Origin of the sequence: Chryseobacterium sp. RU33C, from assembly GCF_900156015.1 — a bacterium.
In the GTDB taxonomy this organism is placed as follows: Bacteria; Bacteroidota; Bacteroidia; order Flavobacteriales; family Weeksellaceae; genus Chryseobacterium; species Chryseobacterium candidae.
On sequence record NZ_FTMT01000004.1, the window covers coordinates 34559 to 60570 of the forward strand.

The window sequence follows — 26012 nt, forward strand, 5'->3', positions numbered from 1 at the left end:
AAACTATTTTTACTTTTTGTTCTCAAACCTTTGGTACAAACCGTTTTAGTATTCTCAATATTTTAATACATTTGTTTAAAACATATTTCAGATGAATTTCGAGCAGATCAACTTACACCTTGAGGCATACAAAGAACACAACCAGATTCTGGATGCAGCAAAATATCTGATCCATTCTTTTGACCTGGAACATGAAAACTTTGCAGGATTCGGATTCAGGGAAGAACTTTCTCCCACTTCAATGCTTCTTACAGCAGAAGGAGGTCTGGGCGGGCCGCAAACCGTAATGATCCCAAGAAATTTATTTGATTTTGACCTGAACCTTGTCCTGAATATGGTGGCTCACGAAATGCTTCATGTAAGACAGAAAGCTCCCGGACAGGTAATCGAAGACAAAAATGAAAGGGAATTTCAGGCGTATTATGAGATGCTTTTTCACAGAGTATTTCCGCAGATTCCGGAGGTTTCAGATTTTCATAAAAAATTCTTCGGCGGGAAAGCGTTGGAATACTATAAAAGAATGGGCGAAGGTTCAGTATTACAACAAAAATATGCAGAACAGAAAACAGAAGTAGAACATTTAATAAACGAATTACCATGACAGTAAAACCAGATATCACCTGGGCAGATTTTGAAAAAATAGACATCAGATGCGGAACGATAATTTCTGTGAATGATTTTGAAAAAGCAAGAAACCCATCTTACCAGCTGGAAATAGATTTTGGTGATTTGGGAATCAGAAAATCATCCGCCCAAATTACTTCTCTATATGAAAAAGAAGAACTTATTGGTAAACAGATTTTAGCAGTAGTGAATTTCCCTAAAAAGCAGATTGCCAATTTCTTCAGCGAATGTCTTGTGCTAGGACTGTATGGAGAAGACAAAAAAGATGTTACACTTTTGACCCCCTCATTGCCTACAAAAAATGGAATGCAGGTAGGATAGACAACAAAACACAATATGATACAAAACATCCCTTTAGAAAGAGTTTTATTCCTTGATATTGAGACCGTTCCGCAGGCTGGATCATGGGACGAGTTATCCGAAACAGAACAATACCTGTGGGATAAAAAGACAAAATTCCAAAGAAAAGAAGAAGTGACTGCAGAAGAGTTTTATGACAGAGCCGGCATCATGGCCGAGTTTGGAAAAATCATCTGCATCACCATCGGAATGGTTGAAAAGAATGAAACGTTAAAAATAAAGAGTTTTTATGGGCATGACGAAAAGAAAATGCTGCAGGAGTTTGGAGAAATCTTCAACAGCCCAAGGCTTTATAACGTGATTCTCTGTGCTCATAACGGAAAAGAATTCGATTTTCCATGGATTGCCAGACGTTATCTTATCAATGGAATGCAGCCTCCTGCACCGTTTCAGATGTTTGGGAAAAAGCCCTGGGAAATTCCGCATATCGATACAATGGAACTCTGGAAGTTCGGTGATTATAAAAGTTTTGTATCCCTGGAATTACTGGCTCATGTCTTTGGTATTCCTACTCCGAAGGATGATATTGACGGCTCAATGGTTTCATCAATTTACTACATAGAGAAAGACTTGCAGAGAATTGTTGACTATTGTGAAAAAGATGTCTTAACTTTGGCAAATATTTTCCGGCGTATGCGTCAGGAAGATTTGTTGAAAAGGAATATCAATCTAGATTAAAAAATGAAATTTACAGACGATCAAATTGCTGACATTGGTGAGGAAATCATTAGTGTACTAAAAACCGTATATGACCCTGAAATTCCGGTAGATATTTACGAATTAGGGCTGATTTACGATGTCCAGATCTCCGATGATGCTGACGTAAAAATTATAATGACCCTTACTACTCCCAACTGCCCTGTTGCAGAAACACTTCCTCAGGAAGTAAAAGATAAAGTGGCTGAAGTAGAAAACGTAAAAAGTGTAGATTTAGAGCTTACTTTCGAACCAAGCTGGAATAAGGATATGATGAGCGAAGAGGCGAAGTTTGAGCTGGGAATGCTTTAAAATTACCCTTAATAATATAAAACCCCGAAAATTTTTCGGGGTTTTTATTTTAAATATCTTTTGCTATTTCCTTTCCGTCTCTCCTGCTCCATTCACTCCATGAGCCTACATACAAATCCGGAATGGGAAACCCTGCGTAATCCAGAGCTAAAATAGTATGACAGGCAGTAACTCCCGATCCGCAATGAATGATCAGATGATCAGGCTTATTTTGTAATAATTTGCTGTATTTTTCTTTTAAGATTTCAGGACTCAGAAAGTTTCCGCTTTCATCCAGGTTTTCAGAAAAAGGAATATTAACCGCTCCCGGAATATGCCCCGCTACCAGATCAATCGGTTCAGATTCACCTTTATAGCGGTAAGCGTCTCTTACATCAATCACCGTAGAAGAATTGTTTTTCAATTCACTTTCAACAACTTCCAGGCTCGAAACCGGCAGACTCCAATGATCTTTTTCAATCAAAGAAGTTTTCTCAAAGATCTCTTCTCCTGAAGAAAATTCTAACCCTCCTTTTTCTGCAGCCTGCATTCCGCCATCAAGAACCTGAACTTTTTCCAATCCGAAAGATCTTAACATCCACCAGGCACGTGCTGCTGCATTCGAAGCATTTTTATCATCATATACAACAATATGATTACCCTCTGAAATTCCAAGATCTGAAAGTGTTTCAGCAAACTTTCTCACGGAAGGAAGCGGATGTCTCCCTCCAAACGCTGCATTCTCTCCTATTTCAGCCAGATCTTTATCCAGATCAATGAATCTTGCTCCTTTAATGTGCTTATCAAGGTAAATTTGTTTTACGTCTTTTCCTGTTCTTGCATCAAGAATAACAAGATTTTCGGTTGGAATCTTTTTGAGTTCGGTTGGTGAGATGATTGGAGACATTTTGTTGATTTTGGGGTTAATTTAATTATGTTTTGGCTAAAGCCATATATTTTTCAATATAATAAAGCGGGCTAAAGCCCGCTCCTATCGATAGTTTTCTCGCAGATTCTGCTGATTAAGCAAATCTTCTTTTCTATCTGCGGGATCTGCAAAATCTGCGAGAGATTTATTCTTCTTAAAAATGAAAAATATCCTTCGCCTTGTTATAAGAACTTTCAAAGTTGAGCAGGTTCAGTTTATGTTCTGCTTTTTCAACGCTCATAAAGTTGATAACCTGTTCTGTAGGCATGTTTCCTACAAGATCATCTTTAGCCATAGGGCATCCTCCGATTCCTTTGATAGCACTGTCAAATCTTCGGCAGCCTTGATCGTAAGCGGCTTTTAATTTTGAATAGGAATCTTCATAACGATTATGAAAGTGTCCTCCGAAGTTGATATCCGGATATTTTGAAGGTATTTTTTCAAACAAAAGGGCAATGGTTTCAGGAGTGGCCACACCGGTTGTATCTGATAATAAGATATCTTTTACACCGATATCTGAGAATTTTTGTGCCCATTGGTCAACATCTTCCCACTTCCACACCTCACCATATGGATTTCCAAAAGCCATAGAAAAATAGATATTAAGCTGTTTTCCTTCACTTTTTACCAGTTCAAGCATTTTAATGATTTCATCAAAAGCTTCTTCCTGACTTTTATTGGTATTTCTGTGCTGAAAAGTTTCAGAAATAGAAAACGGGAAGCCCAGAATATCTACAGACTCATGTTTCAATGCTTTTTCCGCACCTCTGTAATTACCAATAATTGCAGAAACTTTGGTCTTGGAGCGTGATTTGTCGATATTTTTTGCCACCTCATCAGAGTCAGCCATCTGCGGAATCGCTTTCGGGGAAACAAAACTCAGACAATCCAATACATCAAAGCCAACATCCATCAAGGAGTTGATATAATCTATTTTTTTATTGGTAGGGATAAATTCTCCCCATCCCTGCATTGCATCTCTAGGACATTCGGTAAGAAACATTTTTACTTTTTGATTTTCTCAAATATAATAAAACTAAACTACTTAGTATACTGTACATACAAAGCTAACACTATTTTGATTTTCAAAGATTTATATCTGATTTATAATTTCAATATCTGATATTAAATCGCAAATAACGTATTCTCAGCCTCAAATTTGCTAACTTTGTTAAAATTTATGATATCTGATGAGTACAATAGAATTCAACCCTTTGTGGAAAGAAAAATTACTGAACCGTTTTCTTAGCTATGTAAAAATATATTCAACCAGTGATGCAGAAAGTGAAACAACACCTTCTACTGAACGTCAGTGGGATATTGCCAACTATATTACTGAAGAACTGAAGACCATCGGCCTGGAAGATGTTTCTATAGACAGCAACGGCTATATCATGGGCTATGTTCCTTCTAATCTTGAAAATGATGACAGGCCTACTATCGGATTTATTTCACATTATGATACTTCACCGGATTTCAGCGGAGAAAATGTAAAACCTCAGGTTTGGGAAAATTATGACGGAAATGATCTTCTTTTGAACCAGGCAACAGGATTCACCTTATCTCCTTCAAGATTTGAAAGCTTAAAAAAATATATTGGCCAGACATTAATCACCACTGACGGAACAACTCTTCTCGGAGCTGATGACAAAGCGGGATGTGCTGAAATTGTAACAGCCGCAGAATATCTTATCGCTCATCCTGAGATCAAACATGGAAGAATTGCTATAGGATTTACACCAGATGAAGAAATCGGAAGAGGTGCCCATAAATTTGATGTGGCTAAATTTGGTGCAGAATGGGCTTATACTATGGATGGCGGAGAAGTGGGGGAACTTGAATATGAGAACTTTAACGCTGCAGGAGCGGTTGTAAAAATCCACGGATTAAGTGTTCACCCTGGTTATGCTTACGGAAAAATGATCAATGCTGCTCTTTTAGCTGCTGAATTTGCTCAAATGCTTCCTGCTAACGAAACTCCTTCAACAACAAAAGGCTTCGACGGATTCTACCACTTAATGGATATTACAGCTGATATTTCTGAGGCTAAACTTCAATATATCATCAGAGATCATGATGCAGATAAATTTGAAGCCAGAAAGAAATTCATGGAGGAAAAAGTAGCCGAGTTTAATCAAAAACACGGTGAAGGAACTGCTGAAGTAGAGATCAAAGAGCAATACAGAAATATGAAGCAGCAGTTTGAAGGTAAAATGCACATTGTAGATCTTGCTGCAAAAGCAATGACTGAAGCAGGTATAGAGCCTAAGATCAAAGCAATCAGAGGAGGTACAGATGGCGCTCAGCTTTCTTATATGGGACTTCCCTGCCCGAATATTTTTGCAGGAGGAATCAACTTCCACGGACCATACGAGTATGTAGCTTTGGAAAGTATGGAAAAAGCAACCGAAGTTATTATTAATATTGTTAAAGCGTAATAAATCATGAAAAAGGTCTTAGCATCAGCATTCATTTTCTCTTTTATTTTCAGCAGTGCCCAGATTTCTGAATTTCAAAGGGCAGATTCACGCTATGAAAGAAAGAAAACGGCTCTGTATAATAAATATCCTAAGCCTAATGATTTAAGAACCAAGAAAGAATGGCTTTTGACAGAGGATAAAATAACTGCCTACAAGACCGCTTTGGATAAAGCTTCTCTTGAAGATCAGAAAATGATCACTGCAGATCCTCCTACGAAAACAAAAGTGAGTAAAGAAGCAGAATATGATAAAGGTAAAGCCGCTTTTCAAAAACTTTTATATGAAGCTGTAGATCTTGACTTTCTGAACTTTTCTTCGGAAACCTACAAAGCAACAATAAGTTTTGTGGTAGATTCTAAAGGGAACGCTCTTAATCCCAATGTAAAAGGAAATAATGAAGATGTAAACGCTTTCATTGAAGCCGCTTTTTACCGCATTAAAGATAAAGGCAAATGGAAACCCGCTGAAGACAAAGGGAAACCAGTCTCTTCCAATGTTTCTGTTCCTTTAACAATGTCCTTCAGAAAATAATATATAGAACCCGCTACGATGGTAGCGGGTTTCTTTTTCTCTATTTAAAAATATTCCCATAATTCATTATATTATTGATACTAACTTAATATTATTCTTTTGGAAGCATTCAATATCACCCTCTCATAGGGTCATTTGTCCAACTTATATGTTAATCTCATCCTGGATGACATCAAGCTTCAGGGTTTCGCAACTATTATATATGGTTTTGGAATCGCTCCTTTATCATACGAAGGAACTATCTCTCTTTTCAAAAAGAGTATCTGCTGTATCAGAAGAATTTCAGTTTCTAATACATTTTTTATCATAAGAAAACCTCCTTTGCAGTGGCTTTTCTTTATATAAAAGCTACACATAAAATTCATTTACAACACATTAAGACAATTTTATTATATTTACAAGGATGTACAATTTTAAACAATAACATTTAATACCCAATTATCATGAAAACAATGAAAAAACTTTTGAGAAAAGACTTATCTGCCATTATGGGCAGCGGTGGAGATGGCTGTCATATGGGAGGCAACTCTTATAATTGTCAGGACGACTGTCAATGCGCCTGGGGATATGCATGTGAAATGTATGAAGACGGAAATCCTGGACAATGTATCGCTGTAGGCGGTGGAGGAAACCCTGGCGGCGGTGGCTGTATTCCTCCTTCTATTTGTGAAGAACAGCCTTATTAAATAATAAAACCCGGGAGTATTAATACTTCCGGGTTTTTGTTATTCCTGTTTGTATCCAAGAAGATACCTCTCTCCTGGTGAACTTGCAACTATTTTTGATACAAAATTTATATAATTCTTTATGCTACATTTTTTCATGAAAACATCTCTTTCATCAATTCCTGTAACCTCATATGAGAATAAAGTTCGTTTGAATGAAAGTCATCAAACATCATTTATTACTAATACATTTTTTTTATTTCTTTATATTTTCAATTTATTTTTTACTCTTATTTGTTTTCTTAACAATATGATACCCAAACCACACTGCAATCAATGCCATTGCAGAACGGGTTATCACCATCGGAATAATAGAATCTGCTTCCAAAAAACCTAGCAGTGCTGACATTAAAAATGTAACCATCAGCTGCATAAAACCAAGTAATGCCGCAGCTGTTCCCCTTCCTTCCTTGAAGGGTGATAAGGCATGGGCTGACGTGATGGGAAACAAAATACCAATAGCCAGTAATGACAGATACAGCATAGCAATTTCCAATCCTACAGAAAGGTTTTCAGCAGCAATCAGAATATGAAGTGTACATACGATCAGTAAAACAATGGTAGCAGCGAATAAAAGGGTGGCATTGCTTATTCTTTTGATCAGTTTGGGCGTAATATAAGCAGCCGTTATCAAGGCCAATGAGTTGAAGGCAAAAATGAAACTGAATGTACTGCTCGAAAACCCATGGATCTCCATGAATAAAAACGGAGCATTGGAAATGTAAATAATCAAAGAAGCAAACGCAATACTTCCTACCATCGTACTGTTAATAAAATCTCTGTTGGAGATGATCATTTTCAACTGGTCTTTTAATCCTTTTTCATCCAGTATTTCATCATCAGAAAGGTCAATTCTGGTATTGGTTTCCGGTACATATTTGTAGACCATGAAAAATGTGATCAGTCCCATGATGCATAAAAAAGCAAAAGAACTGTTCCAGCCCCAGAATTTAAGAAATACACTTCCCAGTAACGGGGCTACAATGGGTGCAATTCCACTGATCTGCGACTGTTGCGAAAAGATAGTGACTGCTTTATGCTTATCATACAGGTCTATAATGATTGCTCTTCCTATCACAATCCCGGCGCTTCCTCCGAACGCCTGCAGAAAACGCATCGCCCATAATACATAAATATCCGATGTAAAATAGATGGCTGTAGCTCCTATAATGAAAAGTAAAAGCCCACAGTACAACATGGGTTTCCTTCCTTTTTTGTCCGATAAAGGTCCCCATAAAAGCTGTCCGAAAGCAAATCCGGCAAAGAATACCGAAATAGATATCTGAATATGCCCGATATCCGTCTTAAAGATTTCGGCCATACTTGGGAAAGCGGGAAGATAAAGATCTATACTTAACGACTCCAGCGTGTTGAGCAGTGCAAGAATAAACACTACAATACTTAAATTCTTCTTCATAAATCACAATAAGCCTTTGCAGGCGTTTTTTCAGCTGCAAAATTGCTGTAAAAACAATCGTATTTCAATAAAAGAACTGAAGAAAGTATAGGACAAACTGAAGATTAAAAATGCAATAAAAGATGAAAATATTAATTTAACCCTATCATTATGGTAAATATTGAGGATTATCTTTTTTCATTATTCTTAAAATTATCAGGATTCTGACCCGTATGTTTCTTGAAAAACCTTGAAAAATATGAAGCATCGTTAAACCCGAGTTTAAAAGCAATTTCCTTCACCGTGAGCGCTCCAAAGCTAAGCTCTCTTTTAGCCTCAAGGATAATACGCTGAGAAATCAACTTTTTTACAGTTGTTCCTCTCAGATGGCGCACAATATCATTAAGATGATGGGTACTTATCTTTAACTGATCAGCATAGAAACCCGTCTCTTTATGCACTATATAGTGTCTGTCAATAAGTCCCACCAGTTCCTGAATACGCTGGCGGTCATTCAGTAAAGGTTCCTGAGGGATAATCTGCTCTCCGATGATGATGCAAAATGCCTTCAGATAGGCCTTTAAAAGGTCTGTCCTGGAAGCGGCTTTATATTCCTGCTCCATCAGTGATATGATGGTACTGCAGGTTTTTTCATTTTCCGGATTTAAAAAAAAGGGAAGCTCACCTCCGTTAAGTACTGATTCGATTTCACATACTTCGTTGAAAATTTCTCTGCTTATTGCTATTGCATAGCCTTCCTCTCCTTCCAGTTTCATATTGAATGCCTGTCCGGGTGCAATGATGCAGATCTGATTGTTTTCAAGTTGATAGCTTTCAAAATCCAGTTCTAAGCAGCTGTTTTCATACACTTGTCTGAACCAGATAATTTCAAAAAAATTATGCCGGTGAACATCATGAAAATTTTCAGGACCTGCCGCACTTAGCGTACTCATCTGAAATTCTTCAGAGGTCAGATGGTGAACAGGAATTTCTTTTTCAGGCGTAGTCATCACTAAAGTGTAAAATAATTAACTGGAAACAAAAACCACAGCAAAAAAATGCTGCGGTTCTCTTACAATATTTAAAATTAAATATAATTTTTCGGATTTATTGGTTTAAAAAAGCATCCCATCCCTGAGCGGTGAGCGCTACCAGCTGGTTTGATCCTCTTGCCACCATAAAGTTTCCATCTTCTTTTTCTACGGCATGTCCTATAATGGTAAAATCCGGATGGTTTTTAATTTTATCAAAATCATTCGGTGAAATTGTGAACAGAAGTTCATAATCTTCACCACCGCTTAAAGCAGTCATTACCGGATTTAAATTCATTTCATCTGCCGTAGAGATGGTAAGGTTATCCAATGGAACTTTCTCTTCATACAATCTGAAACCTACCTTTGACTGATCTGAAAGGTGAAGGATTTCGGAAGCCAGACCATCTGAAATATCAATCATAGACGTTGGTTTAATATCCAACTCTTCCAGAATTGTTTTAACATCTGTTCTGGCTTCAGGCTTCAGCTGCCTTTCAAGGATATAATCATAGCCTTCCATTTCAGGCTGCATATTCGGATCAGCAAGATAAACAGCGTGCTCTCTTTCCAGAATCTGTAAACCCATATAGGCTCCGCCTAAATCTCCTGTTACTACAAGAAGATCGTTTGGTTTTGCTCCGCTTCTTTTTACGATATTTTCTTCATTTTCAATTCCTACAGCCGTAATGCTCATGACCAGCCCAGAATTGGAACTTGTGGTATCTCCTCCTATAAGATCTACTTTATATCTTCCACATGCTGCCTGAATTCCGGAATAAATTTCCTCTAAAGCTTCTACCGGAAAACGGTTGGATACCGCAAGGGAAACCAATATCTGTGTAGGTGTTGCATTCATCGCAGCAATATCGCTTAGGTTCACAACCACCGCTTTATAACCTAAATGCTTTAGAGGAACATACCCCAGATTAAAATGTACTCCTTCCGCCAGTACATCTGTTGTAAGAACTACTTTTTTGTTGCCGGGATTAATGACTGCCGCATCATCTCCTACTCCAAGTTCTGAAGATTCATTGGATAAAGGAAAATACTCTGTCAAATGTTTAATAAGACCAAACTCTCCTAATTTTGAAATGGGCGTCAGCTCCTGTGATTTATCTTCAAACATAAATTTCTTTTTATAAGTGATGATTGATAAATGATAATCGATATTCATGAATACAGATTTTTATTCTGCATCAACCATCATTCATCATTTTATATATTAATTTCTGCCGGGTCAATATTGTGTGGGTGGAAAGGAAACTTCTTGAAGTCTTCTTTCGATAATACAACAGTGTCCGGGGTTTTATATTTATTCATTGCTTCCACTACATCATCCGGTGGAGTGGTCATTTTTCTAAGCATCATATCAATCCATACCCCTGTAGCTTCCGCTGTAGCGCAGTGCATTCCGTCCGGAGTATAGAATTTGTGTACGAAACGGTAGATGGAAGAATCCTCTGCACATCCGTCTATTTCAACACTTACAATAACAATCTGATCTGCATAGATTTCTTTGAAGAAAGAATATCTTTCATGCAGGATTACCGGGCCTATTCCCCATCTGCTCAGCTGGGTAACTCCCATTTTCTCTTTAGTCATAAAAGCCATTCTGGCTTGTGCACAATATTGTACATAGGATGAATTAGCCAGGTGCTTGTTGGCATCAAGATCACTCCATCTTACTTCAAATTTATGGTAGAAAATCATTTGAAAATCGTTTTTGGGTATTATAAAATAATAATCTTCAAAAATACTCAAATAAGATGGTTTATAAAAATTGTACTTTTGAAAAAATAATCTTCCGCATAGGATTACATATACATGAAACAGATCATTATTATCGGAGGCGGTGCTGCGGGCTTTTTCTGCGCATCTAATCTTGACGAAAAGAAATATACAATTACTATTTTAGAGCAGAACTCAGATGTCCTTCAGAAAGTTAAAATTTCCGGAGGCGGACGATGCAATGTGACTCACGCATGCTTTGATCCAAGGGAACTTGTTCAGTTTTATCCCCGTGGAAACAAGGAACTGCTAAGTGTCTTTACTAAATTTCAGCCCGGTGATACAATGGAATGGTTCGATCAGCGTAACGTTCCTTTGAAAATTGAAAATGATAACAGAACTTTTCCTGAAAGTAATTCTTCCCAGACCATCATCAATACTTTTCTGAACGAAACTCAAAAGAAAAATATATCAGTAAAGACAAAATGTACGGTAAAAGAGATTGAAAAACAGGATACAAAGTATATTGTGAAAACCAATTCCGGAGATTTTGAAGCAGATTATATTGTTTACACAACCGGAAGTTCTCCAAAATCGTTGAAAATTATCGAAAATCTGGGTCATAAGATTGTAGACCTTGTTCCTTCCCTTTTTACATTCAATATTAAAGATGAATTGCTGAAAGATCTTCCTGGAACCAGTTTTGAAAACGCTGGTATTTCAATTCCAAAGCTTAAAACAGAAGAAAGCGGACCCTTGCTTATTACGCATTGGGGTCTTTCCGGACCGGCTGTTCTGAAAATCTCTGCGTGGGAAGCGATAAGCCTGGCAAAGCTGAAATACAACTTTGAAATTGAAGTTAATTTTATTTCCATAGATATAGATGAAGCGGAAGAAATGTTCCAGAATTTCAAGCAAAGCAATCCTAAAAAAACGATCGGGCAATCTAAGATCTTTGATATTACCAACCGATTCTGGCAGAAAATTTTAGAGATCTCAAAGGTCGATCTCAACAAACAGGTGGCTAATATTTCTGGAAAAGAAATGCAGAAAGTTCTGGAAAATCTTTGCCAAAAGAAGTTTCAGGTAACCGGAAAATCGACATTTAAAGACGAGTTTGTAACCGCCGGAGGCGTTGATTTAAAGGAAATTAACTTTAAAAACATGTCTTCCAAATTACTTCCTAATTTCTATATTGCCGGAGAAGTTTTGAATATCGATGCCGTGACGGGAGGATTCAATTTCCAGGCTTGCTGGAGTGAAGGATGGTTGATTGCACAGGATCTCAACGGCTTGTAAAAAAATTATTACTTTTAATAAAAACTAAATACATGAAAAAAAATTTCGGTTTCTTTCTTTTACTCTGGTTCTTTTTAGGATACAGCCAGGAAAAAACAATTGTCTCTGACTGGACATCATTCACACAAGCTGTCAATATAGAGCATAAACAGAATTGGAACTTCCGTATAACTGCAAAAATCAGAAAAGATAATGAGGATAATGGTTCCAATTGCGGGCTATGGTGCAGAATAGACAATAAAGATAAGTCTACCGGTTTCTTTGAAAATCAATATTACGGAATCAAAGTTACCCATGAATGGAAACCCTACGAAATAAAAGGAACCATCAGCCCCTCTGCGAAGACCATGAATATTGGTGCATTTGCCCAAAACAACGGTGATTTTTATTTTGACGATTTTAAGCTGGAAATCAATGATGGAAAATCAAAAAAATGGATTGAAATCCCTCTGGAAAATTCAGGTTTTGAGAAAGATATTACATCCGGTGGCTGGTTTGAAGGAATCCATTCTCAGAAAGTAACGCACGTAAAACACTTTACAATTGGAGCTTCAGATTATAAGCCATTCAGCGGCAATAAGTCATTACTGATCAAAGGGCATGACATTATCGGTACAATGCCGCATGGAAAATTTATGGATGTTAACGGCATCAAATTGTATTATGAAGTTTATGGAGAAGGTGAACCCGTGCTTATGCTTCATGGCAATGGCCAATCTATCAGTGCTTTTATGAACCAGAAAGACACCTTTGCTAAAAAATATAAAGTGATTATTGTCGATTGCCGTGAACGGGGAAGGTCTACTTATGACAAAACGAAAGAACTTACTTTTGATATTCAGACAGAGGATCTTAAGCAGTTTTTAGAGAAGCTGAACATCAAAAAAACAAAAATTCTGGGCTGGAGTGACGGAGGAATTCTTGCACTGTCTATGGCAATGAAATATCCCGAAATGGTAGACAAAATTGCCTGTTCAGGAGCCAATATTTATCCGGAAGGAGTTAAAGATGATGAGTTAAAATCCATAAAAGAAATGCTCGTAAGCCTTATTAAAGAGAATAAAGACCATAAAAATGATGTTTTTATAGACCTTTTGAATCTTGATTTGAAATATCCAAACTGGCAATATGAAGATCTTAAAAAAATTCAGTGCCCATCATTGATTATTGCGGGTGATAAAGACCTTATAAAAACAGAGCATACTGTAAAAATAGCAGAATCGATACCCAATGGGCAATTGGCTATTATACCTAATTCAAGCCATTATGTTCCTGAAGAAAAACCGGAATTGTTTAATGAATTAGTGATTGATTTCTTTGAAAATAAATAATACTCTAAAGCGTCAGTATTTAAATTAAAACAGACAATGCTCTCTGCCAAAAGAAATATCTCTTCTTTTTTTAAAATCCTTACAATACTTTTAGTTTTAGGGTTCGGGTATTTCTTTTGGCTGATGCTGAAAATTACCTTAGAATATATTCCCTTTAATCCTGAAGTCAGCTTTCTGATGATCAAACAGACGGAAGTAACAGAAAGACCGGAGTATCTCACGTTTTTCTATACTCATGTTTATACAAGTATTTTTGTGCTTCTTTCGGGTTTTCTTGCTTTGCTCAGAAAGAATTTTGGACTCAAAAATTTTCACAGGAATATAGGAAAAATATATATTTTTCTCCTTCTGATTTTTGCCGCGCCTTCAGGTATTTATATGGGTATTTTTGCCAACGGAGGCCTTCTGTCAAAGATTTCCTTCGTTATTTTAGGCTTTTTATGGTGGTTTTCAACGTTGAAAGCTTATCAGCTGGCCAGACAGAAAATGTTCAAAGAACACAAACAATGGATGTGGCGGAGCTTTGCTTTTACATTATCTGCTATTACCCTGAGAATGTGGAAAGTAATTATTGTATATTTATTTCATCCCAACCCGATGGACGTTTATCAGATCATTGCCTGGCTGGGCTGGATTCCCAACATCCTTATTATTGAATATTTAATCACAAAAAAACATCTATGAAAATTCTAAATTATACCCTGATTTCCTTGCTGACAGTTTCCCTGATAAGCTGCAAAAAAGAGGGAAAAACTACTGAATCGGGAAAAGATTCTCTGACCACAAAGAAGGACTCTGTGGTAATCCCCGAGGTTCACAAAGAATATTACGGAATTTATACCGGTGAATTTGCCGGAATGGAAAAGGTTATTGACCCAACCGATGGCTCAGAATATGATGTCAGTAACTACAAAAGAATTTCTTTAAAGATCAACAGAATCACCAAAGACAGTGTTTACGGACAAAGTATCGTTAATGGTAACCAGCGTCCGTTCAGAGGAGTTTTCAATGAATCAACCGCTTCTTTTGTTCTGGATGAACCCGGCAATGATAAAACAGACGGAAGGTTTGAAGTAAAACTGAAAGGAGACAGCTTAACCGGAAAATGGAACGCTTTTGATAAAACTTCCGTAAAAGCCCCTTCAAAAACGCTTAAACTTACCAAAAAAGAATTTGTTTATAACCCTAACTTTATGCTGGATAAGGATTCTGATCTGGTAGACTGGTCAAATTCCAAAGAATTTACCGAAAAATATACAGATGAAGAAACCGGAAAAACGGAAAGCTATAAAACGACTAAAAACCGTTTCGCATCGGAAGCCATCTTCAAACTGAATGCATCGAAGCAAAAGCTTACGGAAAAAGACCTTAAAAACTTAAGAAAGCTGGATCTTGAGATCATCAAAAACTCAGTATTTGCAAGACATGGATATTCCTTTAAAAAAGAAACCTACAGGAATTTCTTTGAGCAAACAGACTGGTATATTCCTGTTTCTAATAATGTAGACAATGATCTTTCTCCTCTGGAAAAAGAAAATGTAGCTTTACTGAACCGCTTTACCCAATATGCTGAGGATAAATATGATAGTTTTGGGAGATAGAGAATAGGTTTTAGGTAGCAGGGATCAGGGATTAGGGGTTGAGGTTAAGCCATCACGGTTTGTCATTCTTACGATAAGATAGAGAATCAGACATCCTACAGCGTAGCACAGATTATCTATCCACGAGAAAGAATTTCCAATAACAATATACATCAGGCTTCCAGGACGGAAGCCTAGTTTTTCTGCGATATGAAAATATTGCCCAAATTCTACCGCAAAGGAAAAAATCAGGATTCCCAGAATCAGTTTCTGATTATTTACTTTTGCAAAACTCTTTACAAAAGTATAAAGAAGTATTACCACAATAACGTCTCCCAGATAAGCTCTCACGAAGAAAACATTACTTAGTTTGGTGGCGATCAATACTTCCAAAAAAAAAATAAATAGAGACAAAAGAAGATATTTCAGACTGAATTGGAGTTTCATTTCAAATTGGGATTAGGGATAAAAAATTGGTGTTTAAGGAACGCCAATTTTATTTTTATAAGAGCAAATATATTATTTCTTTACTTTGATTGTGCACCTTATGCCAGCAGTTTCCGCCGTTTTACATCAGACAGAGCATTTAAGACATCCTGTACATAATATTCTGATCCATCATTCGGATAGATAGCTACTACCGGAGCCGGAAGTACTGAATGGGGAACCTTTATATATTTTTATGAATAAACACAAACAATTTCAAAACGTGCTGTAATAAAGGCAGGAACGGGTATTACAAATATTGAAATGTATACTTACGAAATAATCATTGTAATACAGGTAAACGCTTAAAGCACTCTTTTTATTTCCATTAATATATTGTGTTAATTTTATCACGATGAATAGAATTATACGAATGATTTTGTATATTTGGGTGGAATCAAAAACTAAATTACCATCAAAAAATCAAACATTCAGAAAAGAAAATTAAACAAAATGGAGCTGAAAAAAATCAGCGGCGGCGCTAACAGGCCTGTCTGCCCAAGAGTAATAAGCTGTACAGATCCTAATACCGGAGAAGAACGGTATGGAGTTCCGGGGATGCAGGATGGATTTTGCTGCTAATACAGAATAACCGTAAAAAAAAATGATTGGATTATCCTCCAATCATTTTTTTTATCGCATTCAGCTTCATTAAAGCTTCAATGGGTGTTAAAGTATTGATATCTATTTTCGTCAGTTCTTCACGGATATTCTCCAGAACAGGATCATCCAGCTGAAAGAATGAAAGCTGCATATTTTCCTCAGTCACTCTTTTGATACTCTCAGAAGTACTACCGCTTCCCTGCGTTCTGCTTGCTTCAAGAGTTTTAAGAATCTCATTCGCTCTGTTGACCACTTTGGCAGGCATTCCGGCCAGTTTTGCCACATGAATACCAAAGCTGTGCTCGCTTCCACCCGGAACTAATTTTCTCAGGAAAATAATATTCCCTTTGTTTTCCTGAATAGAAACGTGGAAATTTTTCACCCTTTCGAAATTCACTGTCATTTCATTCAGTTCATGATAATGCGTTGCAAATAGAGTTTTAGCCTGCGTTGGATGCTGGTGAAGATATTCTGCAATGGCCCATGCAATAGAAACCCCGTCATACGTGGAAGTTCCACGGCCGATTTCATCCAATAAGATCAGGCTTCGTTCTGAAATATTATTCAAAATATTGGCTGCCTCGTTCATTTCCACCATAAAAGTAGATTCTCCGGCAGAGATATTATCGGTAGCTCCTACCCTTGTAAAGATTTTATCCAGCAATCCGATCTCCGCATGTTTTGCAGGCACAAAACTTCCGATCTGAGCCAAAAGGCATACAATAGCCGTCTGACGCAGGATTGCCGATTTACCCGCCATGTTAGGTCCTGTTACCATGATAATCTGCTGGGAATCTTTATTCAGGAATATGTCATTCGGGATGTATTTTTCTCCTAACGGAAGGGCATTTTCTATAATCGGGTGTCTGGCTTCTTTTAAATCTATAGCATAGCCGTCATTCAGAACAGGCCTTGTATAACTCTCAGAAACAGCCAGTTCAGACAATCCTGCAGCCACATCAAGTTGGGCAATGATATTGGAATTCCCTTGAATCTGATCAATATAAACCATGGTTTCCGCACATACATTTCTATATAGGGAAGTTTCCAGAACGCCTATTTTTTCTTCGGCTCCTAAGATCTGATTTTCGTATTCCTTCAGTTCTTCGGTAATGTATCTTTCAGCATTTACTAAGGTTTGCTTTCTCACCCAGTCATCAGGTACTTTATCTTTATGGGTATTCCTGACTTCAATATAGTATCCGAAAACGTTGTTAAAATCAATTTTAAGACTGGTGATCCCTGTTCTTTCAATCTCTCTCTGGCACATTTCATCCAGGAAACCCCGTCCTTTGCTCTGAAGGTTTCTCAATCTGTCAAGCTCTTCAGAAACCCCTTCTTTAATGATATTTCCTTTCGCAATACTTACCGGAAGCTCTTCATTAAGGTGATTCTGCAAAAATTTAATCAGTTCTTCAAGATCAAATAAAGGATCTAACCAAGCCAGCACATCTGCATAAGGGTGCAATAACGCCTTGATTTTATGAATATTAATTAAACTTTGGCGTAAATATCCCAGTTCTTTAGGTGAAATTTTCTCTGCAGCCAGTTTTCCCATCAATCTGTCAAGATCAGAAATGGATTTTAAAAGCTGGCAGATTTCATATTTAAGAGCATCATTTTCGTTTAAAAAGTCAATCAGGGAAAGTCTTCTCATAATCTCGTCCACAGATTTTAAAGGAAGAATGATTCTCCTTCTCAATAATCTTCCTCCCATTGGAGTAGAAGTCTTATCAATGATATCCAGCAGAGATTTCCCTTGTGGATTGCTTGGATAAACGATTTCAAGATTTCTCAGGGTGAAATTATCCATCATCAGATAATCTTCCTGCGGAATGATCTGCAATTTGGTAATATGGGCAAGCAGATTATGATGGGTATCTTCTACCAGATACGCAAAAATAGCTCCTGCAGCTGTAATCGCCAAGGGAAGATTTTCCACACCAAAACCTTTTAAAGAATTGGTTTTAAAGTGATTGGTCAGTTTTTCGTAGGCAAAATTATACTGGAAAGCCCAGTCTTCAAGCTTAAAGGCATTTTTATTTTTGATCTGTTCCGGAATCTGTGTGCTTCTCTGGAAAATAATCTCACTCGGATCAAAGGTATTGATAATATGCAGAAGCTTTTCCAGGTTTCCTTCACTTACCAGAAACTCTCCTGTAGAAATATCCACTAAAGCAATCCCATACTTCTCTTTTTCTTTGTGTAATGATAGAAGGAAGTTGTTCTTTTTAGAATTCAAAACCTGATCATTGAAAGTAACTCCCGGAGTAACCAGCTCAGTGACACCACGTTTCACAATTCCTTTCACCATCTTAGGATCCTCCAGCTGATCGCAGATGGCTACCCTCATTCCTGCTCTTACCAGCTTGGGAAGATAAGAATCTATGGAATGATGTGGAAATCCTGCAAGTTCTACACTGCCTTCTCCATTATTTCTTTTGGTAAGAACAATACCCAGAATCTGGGATGTTTTCACGGCATCCTGCCCAAAAGTTTCATAAAAGTCTCCCACTCTGAAAAGTAAAAGCGCATCCGGATATTTACCCTTGATGGTATTATACTGAGTCATTAGCGGAGTTTCCTTCTTCGTTTTTGCCATAGTAAAAAATGAACCCCAAATTTAAAAAAATAAATTCAGGGTGAGGGAATTGTTTGCAGGTTAATCTTCCCGGCTTTTCTTTATCAGTAATTAATTGTATTTTTCACCCATCAAATCACATTATTTATGGAATTTCCTGTCTTAGAGACTGAAAGGCTTATTTTACGCCAGCTAACTTTTAATGATACCCAGGACCTGTTTGAATATTTTTCTCTGGATGAAGTTATGGAATATTATGATCTGGAAACCTTCAAAACAGAAGAAGACTCAATACATATTATCAGGCATTTTAACAGTGAATTCGAGCAAGGAAAGGGTTTAAGATGGGCTCTGGAGCTGAAATCCAATGGAAAAGTTATCGGAACCTGCGGCTATCACAACTGGCACAAAGAGCATTTCCGCGCTGAAATTGGTTATGAACTTAATCCCAAATTCTGGCAGCAATCCTATATGAAAGAAGCCATTCTTCCCATTTTAACCTATGGATTTGAAGCCCTGCGGCTTCACCGTGTAGATGCTTTCATAGACCCTTCCAATATTTCTTCCGAAAGGCTGCTGTCTTCTTTAAATTTCAGCAAAGAAGGAACGTTGAAAGATTATTTTTTTGAAAAAGGAAAATTCGTGGATGCAACGATCTTCGGGCTTATTAATAAATAGGCGTGAAGTTTGAAGATGGGTGATGGAAGTTTATATTGGTCGTTTAACTACTGATCACCTTTAAATAAAAGGTAATCTGTTGATAATAGGCCGTAAACAATCTTCCAGCTTCCAGCCTCCTTCTTCCTTCCTTTATTTTCCTGCTTTCATATGTTTTTCCAAAGCCTCTGAACTTTTCCTATAGGCCCATTTCTGTTTGTAATTTACCCATTTGGCTTTGAAAAGTTTTCGCATCAGCTTATCCGTATACCTCATAATAAAGACATGGTACAGCATACTGGCAAAAACATTGGGTTTATTGGGAAGCGCTCTTAGTGAAAGAGAAAAGCCAGGCTCCAGATATCTGTTGAAATGCCAGAATGCACCTGGAATAAAGAGGGCGTCGCCATGCTCCATGAAAATTTCGTATCCCCTGGCATATTTCAGTGCCGGAAACTTTTCGTAATCCGGATTTTCATAATCGATCTCGTAAACGGTGTGTACAGACAAAGGCACTTTATATAAAAACGAAGACTGTTTCTGGTCAAATAATAAAATTCGTTTCTTTCCTTCGAAATGAATATGCATAAAATCACCAAGATCCACATCATAATGCATTAAAACATGTGCCTCACTTCCCCCGAAAAATAATGTAGGAAGCCTTTTAAAGAACTTTATTCCAAGATCAGGATAAGTGAAGTTTTTAAGCAGCTCAGGAAGCCTGTCCGTAATGATATAAAAGAAAATTCGCAGATCTGAAGGTTTGCTTTTGATGGTATCAATATAGTCCTTCATTTTCATACGAGTAACCGGAGCATCGGAACTTTTGGAAGCATCAGCCGGTTTGTTGTCATACAACGGAACTTCCTGATCTCCTGCCTTTTCTTTGATATAGGCAAGATTCCATTTATCAAAAGCGTCCCATCGGCTGGCAAAATTCTTAATCAAAAGAGGTTTCTGCTTTTTAAAATAATTTTTCTGAAAATCTTCTTTACTGATATCATTTACAATATCTACGTTTTCGAGGATCATGTATTTTGTATTTAATGCGAAATAAAAATAGTGTTTTTTTAAAACCTGAGAAAATAAGATTAAAAGAGCCGGAAGCTGGGGGAACGATGCCGGGAGTTAAGATTTGCCTGCAAACGCCTGTAGATCAATCCATAAAATCTTTTTACAGAAAACTTAGACATCATCTGCTTCAATAGCTTCAGACTTCCATACTTTATTAGCAAAGCTCAGATGAAAAATTTATATTTGTGGTAATAAGTGAATTTATGAGAGTCTACAATACCAAACATTTCATTAAAATCCTTTTCAGTTTACACAAAAGTGATACCTTAAAAATTCTTTTCCCGAGTATGATTCTTGTGGGATTGTACTCCTGGGGAATTCAGTATCTGGAAGTCGAATATCTGCACCTTACAACAAAATCAGGGGTAAGTAATGTAGGGATGATTCATTCTCTGCTGGGCTTTGTTCTTTCGCTTTTATTGGTTTTCAGGACCAATACCGCTTATGACAGATGGTGGGAAGGACGAAAACTTTGGGGAAAACTGGTCAACGATACCAGAAACTTTGCCATAAAAATCAATACAATTCTTGGTGACAACCGTCAGGATATGGAGCAGATTTCCAGATATTTAAAATTCTTCCCCCACTTTTTGGCCAAACATCTTTCCAAAGAGTCTACAAGGCTCGCTTTGGATGAAGATTTTTCTGAAATTGAACGTTCTTTAAAAAACCATGGTCCAAGCGAAATAATTATCCTGTTAAGCCATAAACTGAATCAATTAAAAAAAGAAGGGAAAATTTCTGAAGTGGAAATGCTGTACTTAGATACCCAGCTTTCAGGCTTTCTGGATGTTTGTGGAGGCTGTGAAAGAATCAAAAACACTCCGATTCCTTATTCTTATTCTTCTTTCATCAAGAAATTCATTATTCTGTATGTTTTTGCGCTGCCCATTGCTTACGTTATTACGATTGGGCTTTTTATGATTCCGCTTACTGTTTTTGTCTATTATGTTTTGATGAGTCTTGAGCTTATTGCAGAAGAAATTGAAGACCCTTTCAACAATGATGAAAATGATATTCCAATGGAGGCCTTAGCTCAGAATATTGAGAAGAATGTTCATCAGATTACGAGCAGAAACTAAAACCTTGTCTAAATGTTTTTGTCTATATTTTGAACCCAAAAAACTATTTACTACTTTTGAATTAAGATAACGGAAAATGTCTTAATACTTATAAAAATAGCAAAGACAAACATCAGCAAAAAGAAAAAAAAATAATCTCACAAATAATATACAATTGGTACAGAAACTAAAACTGGAAGAACTGAACAGAATAGATGTAGAAACATTTAAGAAGGCTGAAAAAATTCCGTTGGTCATCATTTTAGATAATATCAGAAGCATGCACAATGTGGGGGCAGCCTTCAGAACGGCAGACGCTTTTTTAGTTGAAAAAATAATCCTTTGCGGAATTACACCACAGCCACCCCACCGTGAAATTCATAAAGCGGCATTGGGAGCAACGGAAAGCGTAGACTGGTCTCATGAAACTGAAACCAATACAGCCATTGCTGATCTGAAAAGCAACGGGTACGAAATCATCGGGATTGAGCAGACTACCGGCAGCCAGCTTATTACGGATTTTGCCATTGAGCGGTCAAAAAAATATGCTTTGATTTTAGGAAACGAAGTAGAGGGAATCAGTGATGAGGTGCTTCCAAATATTGATGTATTTTTAGAAATTCCACAGCTTGGAACAAAACATTCTCTTAATGTAAGTGTGTGCGCCGGAATTGTGATGTGGGAATTTGCAAAAGCATTAAAATAAAAAAACTGCATATGTCCTTAGTAGACAGTGCAGTTTGAAATAAATCTAATAAAAAGTAAAAATGAAAGGCGACAAAGGTACTTTATTTTTTTTTACAAACAAATTTTGACGGCATTTTTTTTGTTTCATCTTAAAAAAAGTCGGGTTTTCAGAAAAAGTTTCGTTTAATTTTTTATAAATTAGCACAATGTTTATCAAGGACTATATCTCAAAAGACTTTCCATGTTTTAGCCTTTCTGACTCCATAGAGTCGGCCAGAAACATATTGGAAGATTTCGGATATTCCCATGTTTTCATCAAAAAATCTCATCACTTCTACGGAGCTATTGCAATGGACTTTCTGTATGAGGAAGATGGCGGAACACTGAAGGATCTGGAGCACCAGATTGAACGGTTTGCGATTCTGGAGGACAACAATGTTATGGACAGCATCCGTCTGTTTTATACTTTCAGCTCCAATGTGATTCCTGTGATTAATAAAAATGAAAAATATCTGGGGTATATTACCTGTGAAGATGTTTTTCAGGACCTTTCCCGTTATCCTTTGTTTTCAGAAACAGGAGCTATTCTTACCGTAGAAACTCCGGCCAGAAAATATTCAATGACGGAAATTACCAATATTGTAGAAAGCAACAACTCAAAGTTTTACGGAGGGTTTATCAGCTTTATGTCTGAGGAGGTAGTTCAGGTCACAATAAAGATCAGTAATGAAAATCTGGCCTCGATAGATGCTACATTTGACCGGTACGATTACAGAATTGTTGAAAAATATTATTCTGATGAGAAATCCGATCTGTTTAAAGACCGTTATGGTTTTTTACAAAAATTCATAGAAATATAACATGAAGGCAGCCATATATTCTCAGAAAAAAGATCTTGATACTTTTTTATATTTAAGTAAGTTTATCTCTGAACTTGAAGCAAGAGATGTAAAATCTGTTCTGTATGATGAAATGGCTGAAGCACTTCAGTTTTCAAAAATATTCGAAACTTTCAATTCTAAGCAGGATCTTCTGGATAAAAAAGTGGATCTTTTCTTCACTTTCGGTGGAGACGGAACGATTGTAAATTCTTTAACCTTCATTGAGGATCTTGAAATTCCGGTGGTAGGAGTAAATACAGGAAGACTTGGATTTTTGGCCTTTTTCACAAAAGAAGAAGCTTTTAAAGAACTGGATTCCATTCTAAAAGGCGATGTAAAAACAAGCCGCCGTGCTGTAATTGAAGTGGTTTCGCCCAAACTGGAAGGAGCTTTCCCTTATGCGCTAAACGATGTTACTGTTTCCAGAAAAGAAACAACATCAATGATTACAGTAGATTCTTATATCAATGATGAGTTTCTGAATGTATTCTGGGGTGACGGTGTGATTATTTCAACCCCTACAGGTTCTACTGCTTACTCTCTGAGCTGCGGAGGACCAATCATTTCTCCCAATAACGAAAATTTTGTCATTACTCCCATCGCTCCACACAATCTGAATGTGAGACCTTTAGTAGTAAATGATAAAGTAGAAATAAAATTCAGGGTGGAAAGCCGTGTACCACAATACTCTCTTTCTTTAGACTCCCGGCTGATACACATAGAAACCGACAAGGAAATCATCATTAAAAAGGCAAAATTCCAGCTTCTTCTGGTGCAGCCCAACAGTTTGAGTTTCTATGAAACCATCCGTCAGAAGCTTCTTTGGGGCCGAGATAAAAGAAACTAGTAATTTCTTAAAAATGATTACCTTTACACGAAATTAAAACACCTAATAAATTTATAATAAAAAGTAAAACATGAGCAGAATTTTTCCGGCAGGAGTTGCCACAGGTCAGTTAGTTACTGATATCTTTCAGTATGCTAAAGAAAACAAATTTGCATTACCTGCAGTAAACGTAATTGGATCCAGCAACGTAAATGCTACAATGGAAACTGCAGCAAAATTAAACGCTCCTGTCATTATTCAGTTTTCAAATGGAGGAGCTGCTTTTAATGCAGGGAAAGGATTAAACAATGACGGGCAAAAGTCTGCAATCTTAGGAGCAATTGCCGGTGCAAAGCATATTCACACTCTGGCTGAAGCTTACGGAGCAACGGTAATTCTACACACAGACCACTGTGCAAAGAAATTACTTCCCTGGATTGACGGATTGATGGATGCTAACGAAGAATTCTTCAAGCAGACAGGAAAATCTCTTTACTCTTCTCACATGTTAGACCTTTCTGAAGAATCTTTAGAAGAAAATCTTGAGATTTCAGCTCAGTATTTCGAGAGAATGGCTAAGCTTCAGATGACTCTTGAAGTAGAAATCGGGGTTACAGGAGGGGAAGAAGATGGTGTTGACAACTCAGACGTTGATAATTCTAAATTATATACCCAGCCTGAAGACGTAGCTTATACTTATGAAAAATTAAAAGCTATTTCTGATAACTTCACAATTGCTGCTGCCTTCGGTAACGTACACGGAGTTTACAAGCCTGGTAACGTAGTTCTTACCCCAAAAATCCTTGACAATTCTCAGAAATATGTTCAGGAAAAATTCGGAACATCTGCTAAACCTATCAACTTCGTATTCCACGGAGGCTCAGGATCTACTTTAGAAGAGATCAGAGAAGCTATCGACTATGGAGTAATCAAAATGAATATCGACACCGACCTTCAGTTTGCTTACACAGAAGGGGTAAGAGATTATATGGTTAACAATATTGAATATTTAAGAGCTCAAATCGGAAACCCTGAAGGAGAAGAAAAACCTAACAAGAAATTCTACGACCCAAGAGTTTGGGTAAGAAAAGGTGAAGAAACATTCTCTACAAGATTGGTGAAAGCATTTGAAGATTTAAATAACGTAAATACTTTAAAATAAGAACTGTAAATTTGTATCAATGTAAAAAGTATTCATAGAAATACATTTACATTGGTGCATTTTACATTTATACATTAATACAAACAAAAATGGCATTCGACTGGTTTAAAAGAAAAGCAAAAAACATTACCACTTCTACTGATGAGAAAAAGGACGTTCCCAAAGGGCTTTGGCATCAAACTCCATCCGGAAAAGTAGTGGAACATGATGAACTAAAGAGGAATAACTATGTTTCTCCTGAAGATGGATTTCATGTGAGAATAGGAAGTGCAGAATTTTTTGACATCCTTTTTGACGGTGGTAAATTTACCGAACTGGATGCCAATGTTGAAAGTATTGATATCTTAAACTTCAAAGATACAAAGCCTTACAAAGACCGTTTGAAAGAAGTAAAAGCTAAAACTAAGCTTACAGATTCTATCAGAAATGCTGTAGGAACCGTAAAAGGAACTGAAATGGTAGTTTCTTGTATGGATTTTGCGTTCATCGGTGGATCTTTGGGTTCTGTAATGGGAGAAAAGATCAGACGAGCGGTAGACTACTGTATCAAGCATAAACTTCCGTATATGATTATCTGTCAGTCCGGAGGAGCAAGAATGCAGGAAGCCACTTACTCGTTGATGCAGCTGGCAAAAGTTCAGGCTAAATTGGCTCAGCTTTCTGAAGCTGGACTTTTATACATCGCTTACCTTTGTGATCCTACATTCGGAGGAATTACAGCTTCTTTCGCAATGACTGCCGATATCATTATGGCAGAGCCGGGAGCACTGATCGGTTTCGCAGGACCAAGAGTCATCCGTGAAACAATCGGTAGAGATTTACCGGAAGGATTCCAGACATCAGAATTCTTACAGGAAAAAGGATTTGTAGATTTCATCGTAAAAAGAACTGAAATTCAGGATACTGTTGCCAAAACAGTCAATTTATTAGCTGTAAAAGCATAGTATCTGTAACAAAAACAATACAATCTCTCTCTAATTAGGGAGAGATT

General features: G+C 37.1%; 28 protein-coding genes. 19 read left to right on the top strand and 9 right to left on the bottom strand.

What is annotated here, in order from left to right; genetic code table 11:
* The first annotated feature begins 91 nt into the window (after window positions 1–91).
* Genes BW946_RS04925 through BW946_RS04940 form a run of 4 tightly spaced genes read left to right on the top strand, consistent with a single transcriptional unit; the run spans window position 92 to window position 1992 of the window.
* Window positions 92–601, top strand: a complete 510-nt coding sequence (locus BW946_RS04925) for a hypothetical protein (RefSeq protein ID WP_076595105.1) — start codon at window positions 92–94, stop codon at window positions 599–601.
* Window positions 598–945 (top strand): tRNA-binding protein, encoded by a 348-nt coding sequence (locus tag BW946_RS04930; RefSeq protein WP_076595106.1) that lies wholly within the window; start codon window positions 598–600, stop codon window positions 943–945. Before BW946_RS04925 ends, BW946_RS04930 begins: the two co-directional genes overlap by 4 nt.
* A 15-nt stretch (window positions 946–960) precedes the next feature.
* Window positions 961–1662 carry a 3'-5' exonuclease gene (locus tag BW946_RS04935; RefSeq protein WP_076595107.1) on the top strand — a complete coding sequence of 234 codons (702 nt, stop codon included), beginning with the start codon at window positions 961–963 and terminating at the stop codon, window positions 1660–1662.
* A gap of 3 nt (window positions 1663–1665) precedes the next feature.
* Window positions 1666–1992: an SUF system Fe-S cluster assembly protein gene (locus BW946_RS04940; RefSeq protein WP_076352964.1), complete on the top strand. Its 327-nt coding sequence runs from the start codon at window positions 1666–1668 to the stop codon at window positions 1990–1992.
* 49 nt (window positions 1993–2041) lie between these two features.
* Here the strand turns inward: BW946_RS04940 and BW946_RS04945 are convergent, their stop codons facing one another.
* Together BW946_RS04945 and BW946_RS04950 are read right to left on the bottom strand one after the other, a co-directional pair.
* A complete protein-coding gene (locus tag BW946_RS04945) occupies window positions 2042–2878 on the bottom strand; it encodes a sulfurtransferase (protein WP_076595108.1) in 837 nt (278 codons plus the stop codon).
* A 175-nt stretch (window positions 2879–3053) separates the two neighbouring features.
* A complete protein-coding gene (locus tag BW946_RS04950) occupies window positions 3054–3902 on the bottom strand; it encodes a hydroxymethylglutaryl-CoA lyase (RefSeq protein ID WP_076595109.1) in 849 nt (282 codons plus the stop codon).
* A gap of 187 nt (window positions 3903–4089) precedes the next feature.
* On the opposite strand from BW946_RS04950, the gene pepT reads away from it, so the two are divergent.
* From pepT to BW946_RS04970, 3 genes are all read left to right on the top strand, one after another.
* The gene (pepT, locus tag BW946_RS04955) at window positions 4090–5337 is read left to right on the top strand and encodes a peptidase T (protein WP_076595110.1); all 1248 of its coding nucleotides are present in this window, start codon (window positions 4090–4092) and stop codon (window positions 5335–5337) included.
* Window positions 5338–5343: 6 nt separating this feature from the next.
* Window positions 5344–5910, top strand: coding sequence for an energy transducer TonB (locus BW946_RS04960; RefSeq protein ID WP_076595111.1), 567 nt, complete (start codon window positions 5344–5346; stop codon window positions 5908–5910).
* 452 nt (window positions 5911–6362) lie between these two features.
* Complete coding sequence (locus BW946_RS04970; RefSeq protein ID WP_170872054.1) at window positions 6363–6596, top strand: hypothetical protein; 234 nt, start codon at window positions 6363–6365, stop codon at window positions 6594–6596.
* A gap of 256 nt (window positions 6597–6852) precedes the next feature.
* On the opposite strand, the gene BW946_RS04975 is transcribed toward BW946_RS04970, so the two are convergent.
* From BW946_RS04975 to BW946_RS04990, 4 genes are all read right to left on the bottom strand, one after another.
* Entirely contained in the window at window positions 6853–8052 is a 1200-nt protein-coding gene (locus BW946_RS04975; RefSeq protein ID WP_076595114.1) for a multidrug effflux MFS transporter, read from the bottom strand.
* Between the two features lie 167 nt (window positions 8053–8219).
* Window positions 8220–9041, bottom strand: a complete 822-nt coding sequence (locus BW946_RS04980) for a helix-turn-helix domain-containing protein (RefSeq protein ID WP_076595115.1) — start codon at window positions 9039–9041, stop codon at window positions 8220–8222.
* Window positions 9042–9138: 97 nt separating this feature from the next.
* Entirely contained in the window at window positions 9139–10191 is a 1053-nt protein-coding gene (gene thiL / locus BW946_RS04985) for a thiamine-phosphate kinase (RefSeq protein ID WP_076595306.1), read from the bottom strand.
* 89 nt (window positions 10192–10280) lie between these two features.
* On the bottom strand, window positions 10281–10775 hold the full coding sequence (locus BW946_RS04990; protein WP_047427802.1) for an acyl-CoA thioesterase: 495 nt from the start codon (window positions 10773–10775) through the stop codon (window positions 10281–10283).
* Between the two features lie 114 nt (window positions 10776–10889).
* On the opposite strand from BW946_RS04990, the gene BW946_RS04995 reads away from it, so the two are divergent.
* Genes BW946_RS04995 through BW946_RS05010 form a run of 4 tightly spaced genes read left to right on the top strand, consistent with a single transcriptional unit; the run spans window position 10890 to window position 15024 of the window.
* Window positions 10890–12092, top strand: coding sequence for a BaiN/RdsA family NAD(P)/FAD-dependent oxidoreductase (locus BW946_RS04995; RefSeq protein ID WP_076595116.1), 1203 nt, complete (start codon window positions 10890–10892; stop codon window positions 12090–12092).
* Between the two features lie 32 nt (window positions 12093–12124).
* Entirely contained in the window at window positions 12125–13423 is a 1299-nt protein-coding gene (locus tag BW946_RS05000) for an alpha/beta fold hydrolase (RefSeq protein WP_076595117.1), read from the top strand.
* A gap of 36 nt (window positions 13424–13459) precedes the next feature.
* Window positions 13460–14107 (top strand): DUF2306 domain-containing protein, encoded by a 648-nt coding sequence (locus BW946_RS05005; protein WP_076595118.1) that lies wholly within the window; start codon window positions 13460–13462, stop codon window positions 14105–14107.
* A complete protein-coding gene (locus BW946_RS05010; RefSeq protein ID WP_076595119.1) occupies window positions 14104–15024 on the top strand; it encodes a YARHG domain-containing protein in 921 nt (306 codons plus the stop codon). The genes BW946_RS05005 and BW946_RS05010 overlap by 4 nt, the downstream gene beginning before the upstream one ends.
* Before the next feature lie 24 nt (window positions 15025–15048).
* Here BW946_RS05010 and BW946_RS05015 read toward each other — a convergent pair whose 3' ends face one another.
* Window positions 15049–15450, bottom strand: coding sequence for a ribosomal maturation YjgA family protein (locus tag BW946_RS05015; RefSeq protein WP_076595120.1), 402 nt, complete (start codon window positions 15448–15450; stop codon window positions 15049–15051).
* Between the two features lie 492 nt (window positions 15451–15942).
* On the opposite strand from BW946_RS05015, the gene BW946_RS21780 reads away from it, so the two are divergent.
* Window positions 15943–16071, top strand: coding sequence for a hypothetical protein (locus tag BW946_RS21780; protein WP_262484560.1), 129 nt, complete (start codon window positions 15943–15945; stop codon window positions 16069–16071).
* Between the two features lie 31 nt (window positions 16072–16102).
* On the opposite strand, the gene mutS is transcribed toward BW946_RS21780, so the two are convergent.
* Complete coding sequence (gene mutS, locus BW946_RS05020; RefSeq protein ID WP_076595121.1) at window positions 16103–18694, bottom strand: DNA mismatch repair protein MutS; 2592 nt, start codon at window positions 18692–18694, stop codon at window positions 16103–16105.
* Between the two features lie 126 nt (window positions 18695–18820).
* Between mutS and BW946_RS05025 the strand changes: the two genes are divergently transcribed.
* Entirely contained in the window at window positions 18821–19351 is a 531-nt protein-coding gene (locus BW946_RS05025) for a GNAT family N-acetyltransferase (RefSeq protein WP_076595122.1), read from the top strand.
* A 132-nt stretch (window positions 19352–19483) separates the two neighbouring features.
* On the opposite strand, the gene BW946_RS05030 is transcribed toward BW946_RS05025, so the two are convergent.
* On the bottom strand, window positions 19484–20362 hold the full coding sequence (locus BW946_RS05030) for a cupin-like domain-containing protein (RefSeq protein WP_076595123.1): 879 nt from the start codon (window positions 20360–20362) through the stop codon (window positions 19484–19486).
* A gap of 245 nt (window positions 20363–20607) precedes the next feature.
* Here BW946_RS05030 and BW946_RS05035 point away from each other — a divergent pair, with 245 nt between their 5' ends.
* The 6 genes from BW946_RS05035 (at window position 20608) to accD (ending at window position 25965) form a co-directional block, all read left to right on the top strand.
* Window positions 20608–21486 carry a bestrophin family protein gene (locus tag BW946_RS05035; protein WP_076595124.1) on the top strand — a complete coding sequence of 293 codons (879 nt, stop codon included), beginning with the start codon at window positions 20608–20610 and terminating at the stop codon, window positions 21484–21486.
* A gap of 154 nt (window positions 21487–21640) precedes the next feature.
* Window positions 21641–22171 (top strand): RNA methyltransferase, encoded by a 531-nt coding sequence (locus BW946_RS05040; RefSeq protein ID WP_076595125.1) that lies wholly within the window; start codon window positions 21641–21643, stop codon window positions 22169–22171.
* Window positions 22172–22358: 187 nt separating this feature from the next.
* Window positions 22359–23012, top strand: coding sequence for a CBS domain-containing protein (locus tag BW946_RS05045; protein WP_047426603.1), 654 nt, complete (start codon window positions 22359–22361; stop codon window positions 23010–23012).
* A gap of 1 nt (window position 23013) precedes the next feature.
* Entirely contained in the window at window positions 23014–23880 is an 867-nt protein-coding gene (locus BW946_RS05050; RefSeq protein ID WP_076595126.1) for an NAD kinase, read from the top strand.
* A 70-nt stretch (window positions 23881–23950) separates the two neighbouring features.
* Window positions 23951–25021 (top strand): class II fructose-bisphosphate aldolase, encoded by a 1071-nt coding sequence (fbaA, locus tag BW946_RS05055; RefSeq protein WP_076595127.1) that lies wholly within the window; start codon window positions 23951–23953, stop codon window positions 25019–25021.
* Window positions 25022–25110: 89 nt separating this feature from the next.
* Window positions 25111–25965 carry an acetyl-CoA carboxylase, carboxyltransferase subunit beta gene (gene accD / locus BW946_RS05060; RefSeq protein WP_047095043.1) on the top strand — a complete coding sequence of 285 codons (855 nt, stop codon included), beginning with the start codon at window positions 25111–25113 and terminating at the stop codon, window positions 25963–25965.
* The last annotated feature ends 47 nt before the right edge of the window (window positions 25966–26012 follow it).

Coding starts and splice junctions, on each gene's coding strand:
- BW946_RS04925 (WP_076595105.1), top strand. CDS start 92: ATGAATTTCGAGCAGATCAACTTACACCTTGAGGCATACAAAGAACAC.
- BW946_RS04930 (WP_076595106.1), top strand. CDS start 598: ATGACAGTAAAACCAGATATCACCTGGGCAGATTTTGAAAAAATAGAC.
- BW946_RS04935 (WP_076595107.1), top strand. CDS start 961: ATGATACAAAACATCCCTTTAGAAAGAGTTTTATTCCTTGATATTGAG.
- BW946_RS04940 (WP_076352964.1), top strand. CDS start 1,666: ATGAAATTTACAGACGATCAAATTGCTGACATTGGTGAGGAAATCATT.
- BW946_RS04945 (WP_076595108.1), bottom strand. CDS start 2,878: ATGTCTCCAATCATCTCACCAACCGAACTCAAAAAGATTCCAACCGAA.
- BW946_RS04950 (WP_076595109.1), bottom strand. CDS start 3,902: ATGTTTCTTACCGAATGTCCTAGAGATGCAATGCAGGGATGGGGAGAA.
- pepT (WP_076595110.1), top strand. CDS start 4,090: ATGAGTACAATAGAATTCAACCCTTTGTGGAAAGAAAAATTACTGAAC.
- BW946_RS04960 (WP_076595111.1), top strand. CDS start 5,344: ATGAAAAAGGTCTTAGCATCAGCATTCATTTTCTCTTTTATTTTCAGC.
- BW946_RS04970 (WP_170872054.1), top strand. CDS start 6,363: ATGAAAAAACTTTTGAGAAAAGACTTATCTGCCATTATGGGCAGCGGT.
- BW946_RS04975 (WP_076595114.1), bottom strand. CDS start 8,052: ATGAAGAAGAATTTAAGTATTGTAGTGTTTATTCTTGCACTGCTCAAC.
- BW946_RS04980 (WP_076595115.1), bottom strand. CDS start 9,041: ATGACTACGCCTGAAAAAGAAATTCCTGTTCACCATCTGACCTCTGAA.
- thiL (WP_076595306.1), bottom strand. CDS start 10,191: ATGTTTGAAGATAAATCACAGGAGCTGACGCCCATTTCAAAATTAGGA.
- BW946_RS04990 (WP_047427802.1), bottom strand. CDS start 10,775: ATGATTTTCTACCATAAATTTGAAGTAAGATGGAGTGATCTTGATGCC.
- BW946_RS04995 (WP_076595116.1), top strand. CDS start 10,890: ATGAAACAGATCATTATTATCGGAGGCGGTGCTGCGGGCTTTTTCTGC.
- BW946_RS05000 (WP_076595117.1), top strand. CDS start 12,125: ATGAAAAAAAATTTCGGTTTCTTTCTTTTACTCTGGTTCTTTTTAGGA.
- BW946_RS05005 (WP_076595118.1), top strand. CDS start 13,460: ATGCTCTCTGCCAAAAGAAATATCTCTTCTTTTTTTAAAATCCTTACA.
- BW946_RS05010 (WP_076595119.1), top strand. CDS start 14,104: ATGAAAATTCTAAATTATACCCTGATTTCCTTGCTGACAGTTTCCCTG.
- BW946_RS05015 (WP_076595120.1), bottom strand. CDS start 15,450: ATGAAACTCCAATTCAGTCTGAAATATCTTCTTTTGTCTCTATTTATT.
- BW946_RS21780 (WP_262484560.1), top strand. CDS start 15,943: ATGGAGCTGAAAAAAATCAGCGGCGGCGCTAACAGGCCTGTCTGCCCA.
- mutS (WP_076595121.1), bottom strand. CDS start 18,694: ATGGCAAAAACGAAGAAGGAAACTCCGCTAATGACTCAGTATAATACC.
- BW946_RS05025 (WP_076595122.1), top strand. CDS start 18,821: ATGGAATTTCCTGTCTTAGAGACTGAAAGGCTTATTTTACGCCAGCTA.
- BW946_RS05030 (WP_076595123.1), bottom strand. CDS start 20,362: ATGATCCTCGAAAACGTAGATATTGTAAATGATATCAGTAAAGAAGAT.
- BW946_RS05035 (WP_076595124.1), top strand. CDS start 20,608: ATGAGAGTCTACAATACCAAACATTTCATTAAAATCCTTTTCAGTTTA.
- BW946_RS05045 (WP_047426603.1), top strand. CDS start 22,359: ATGTTTATCAAGGACTATATCTCAAAAGACTTTCCATGTTTTAGCCTT.
- BW946_RS05050 (WP_076595126.1), top strand. CDS start 23,014: ATGAAGGCAGCCATATATTCTCAGAAAAAAGATCTTGATACTTTTTTA.
- fbaA (WP_076595127.1), top strand. CDS start 23,951: ATGAGCAGAATTTTTCCGGCAGGAGTTGCCACAGGTCAGTTAGTTACT.
- accD (WP_047095043.1), top strand. CDS start 25,111: ATGGCATTCGACTGGTTTAAAAGAAAAGCAAAAAACATTACCACTTCT.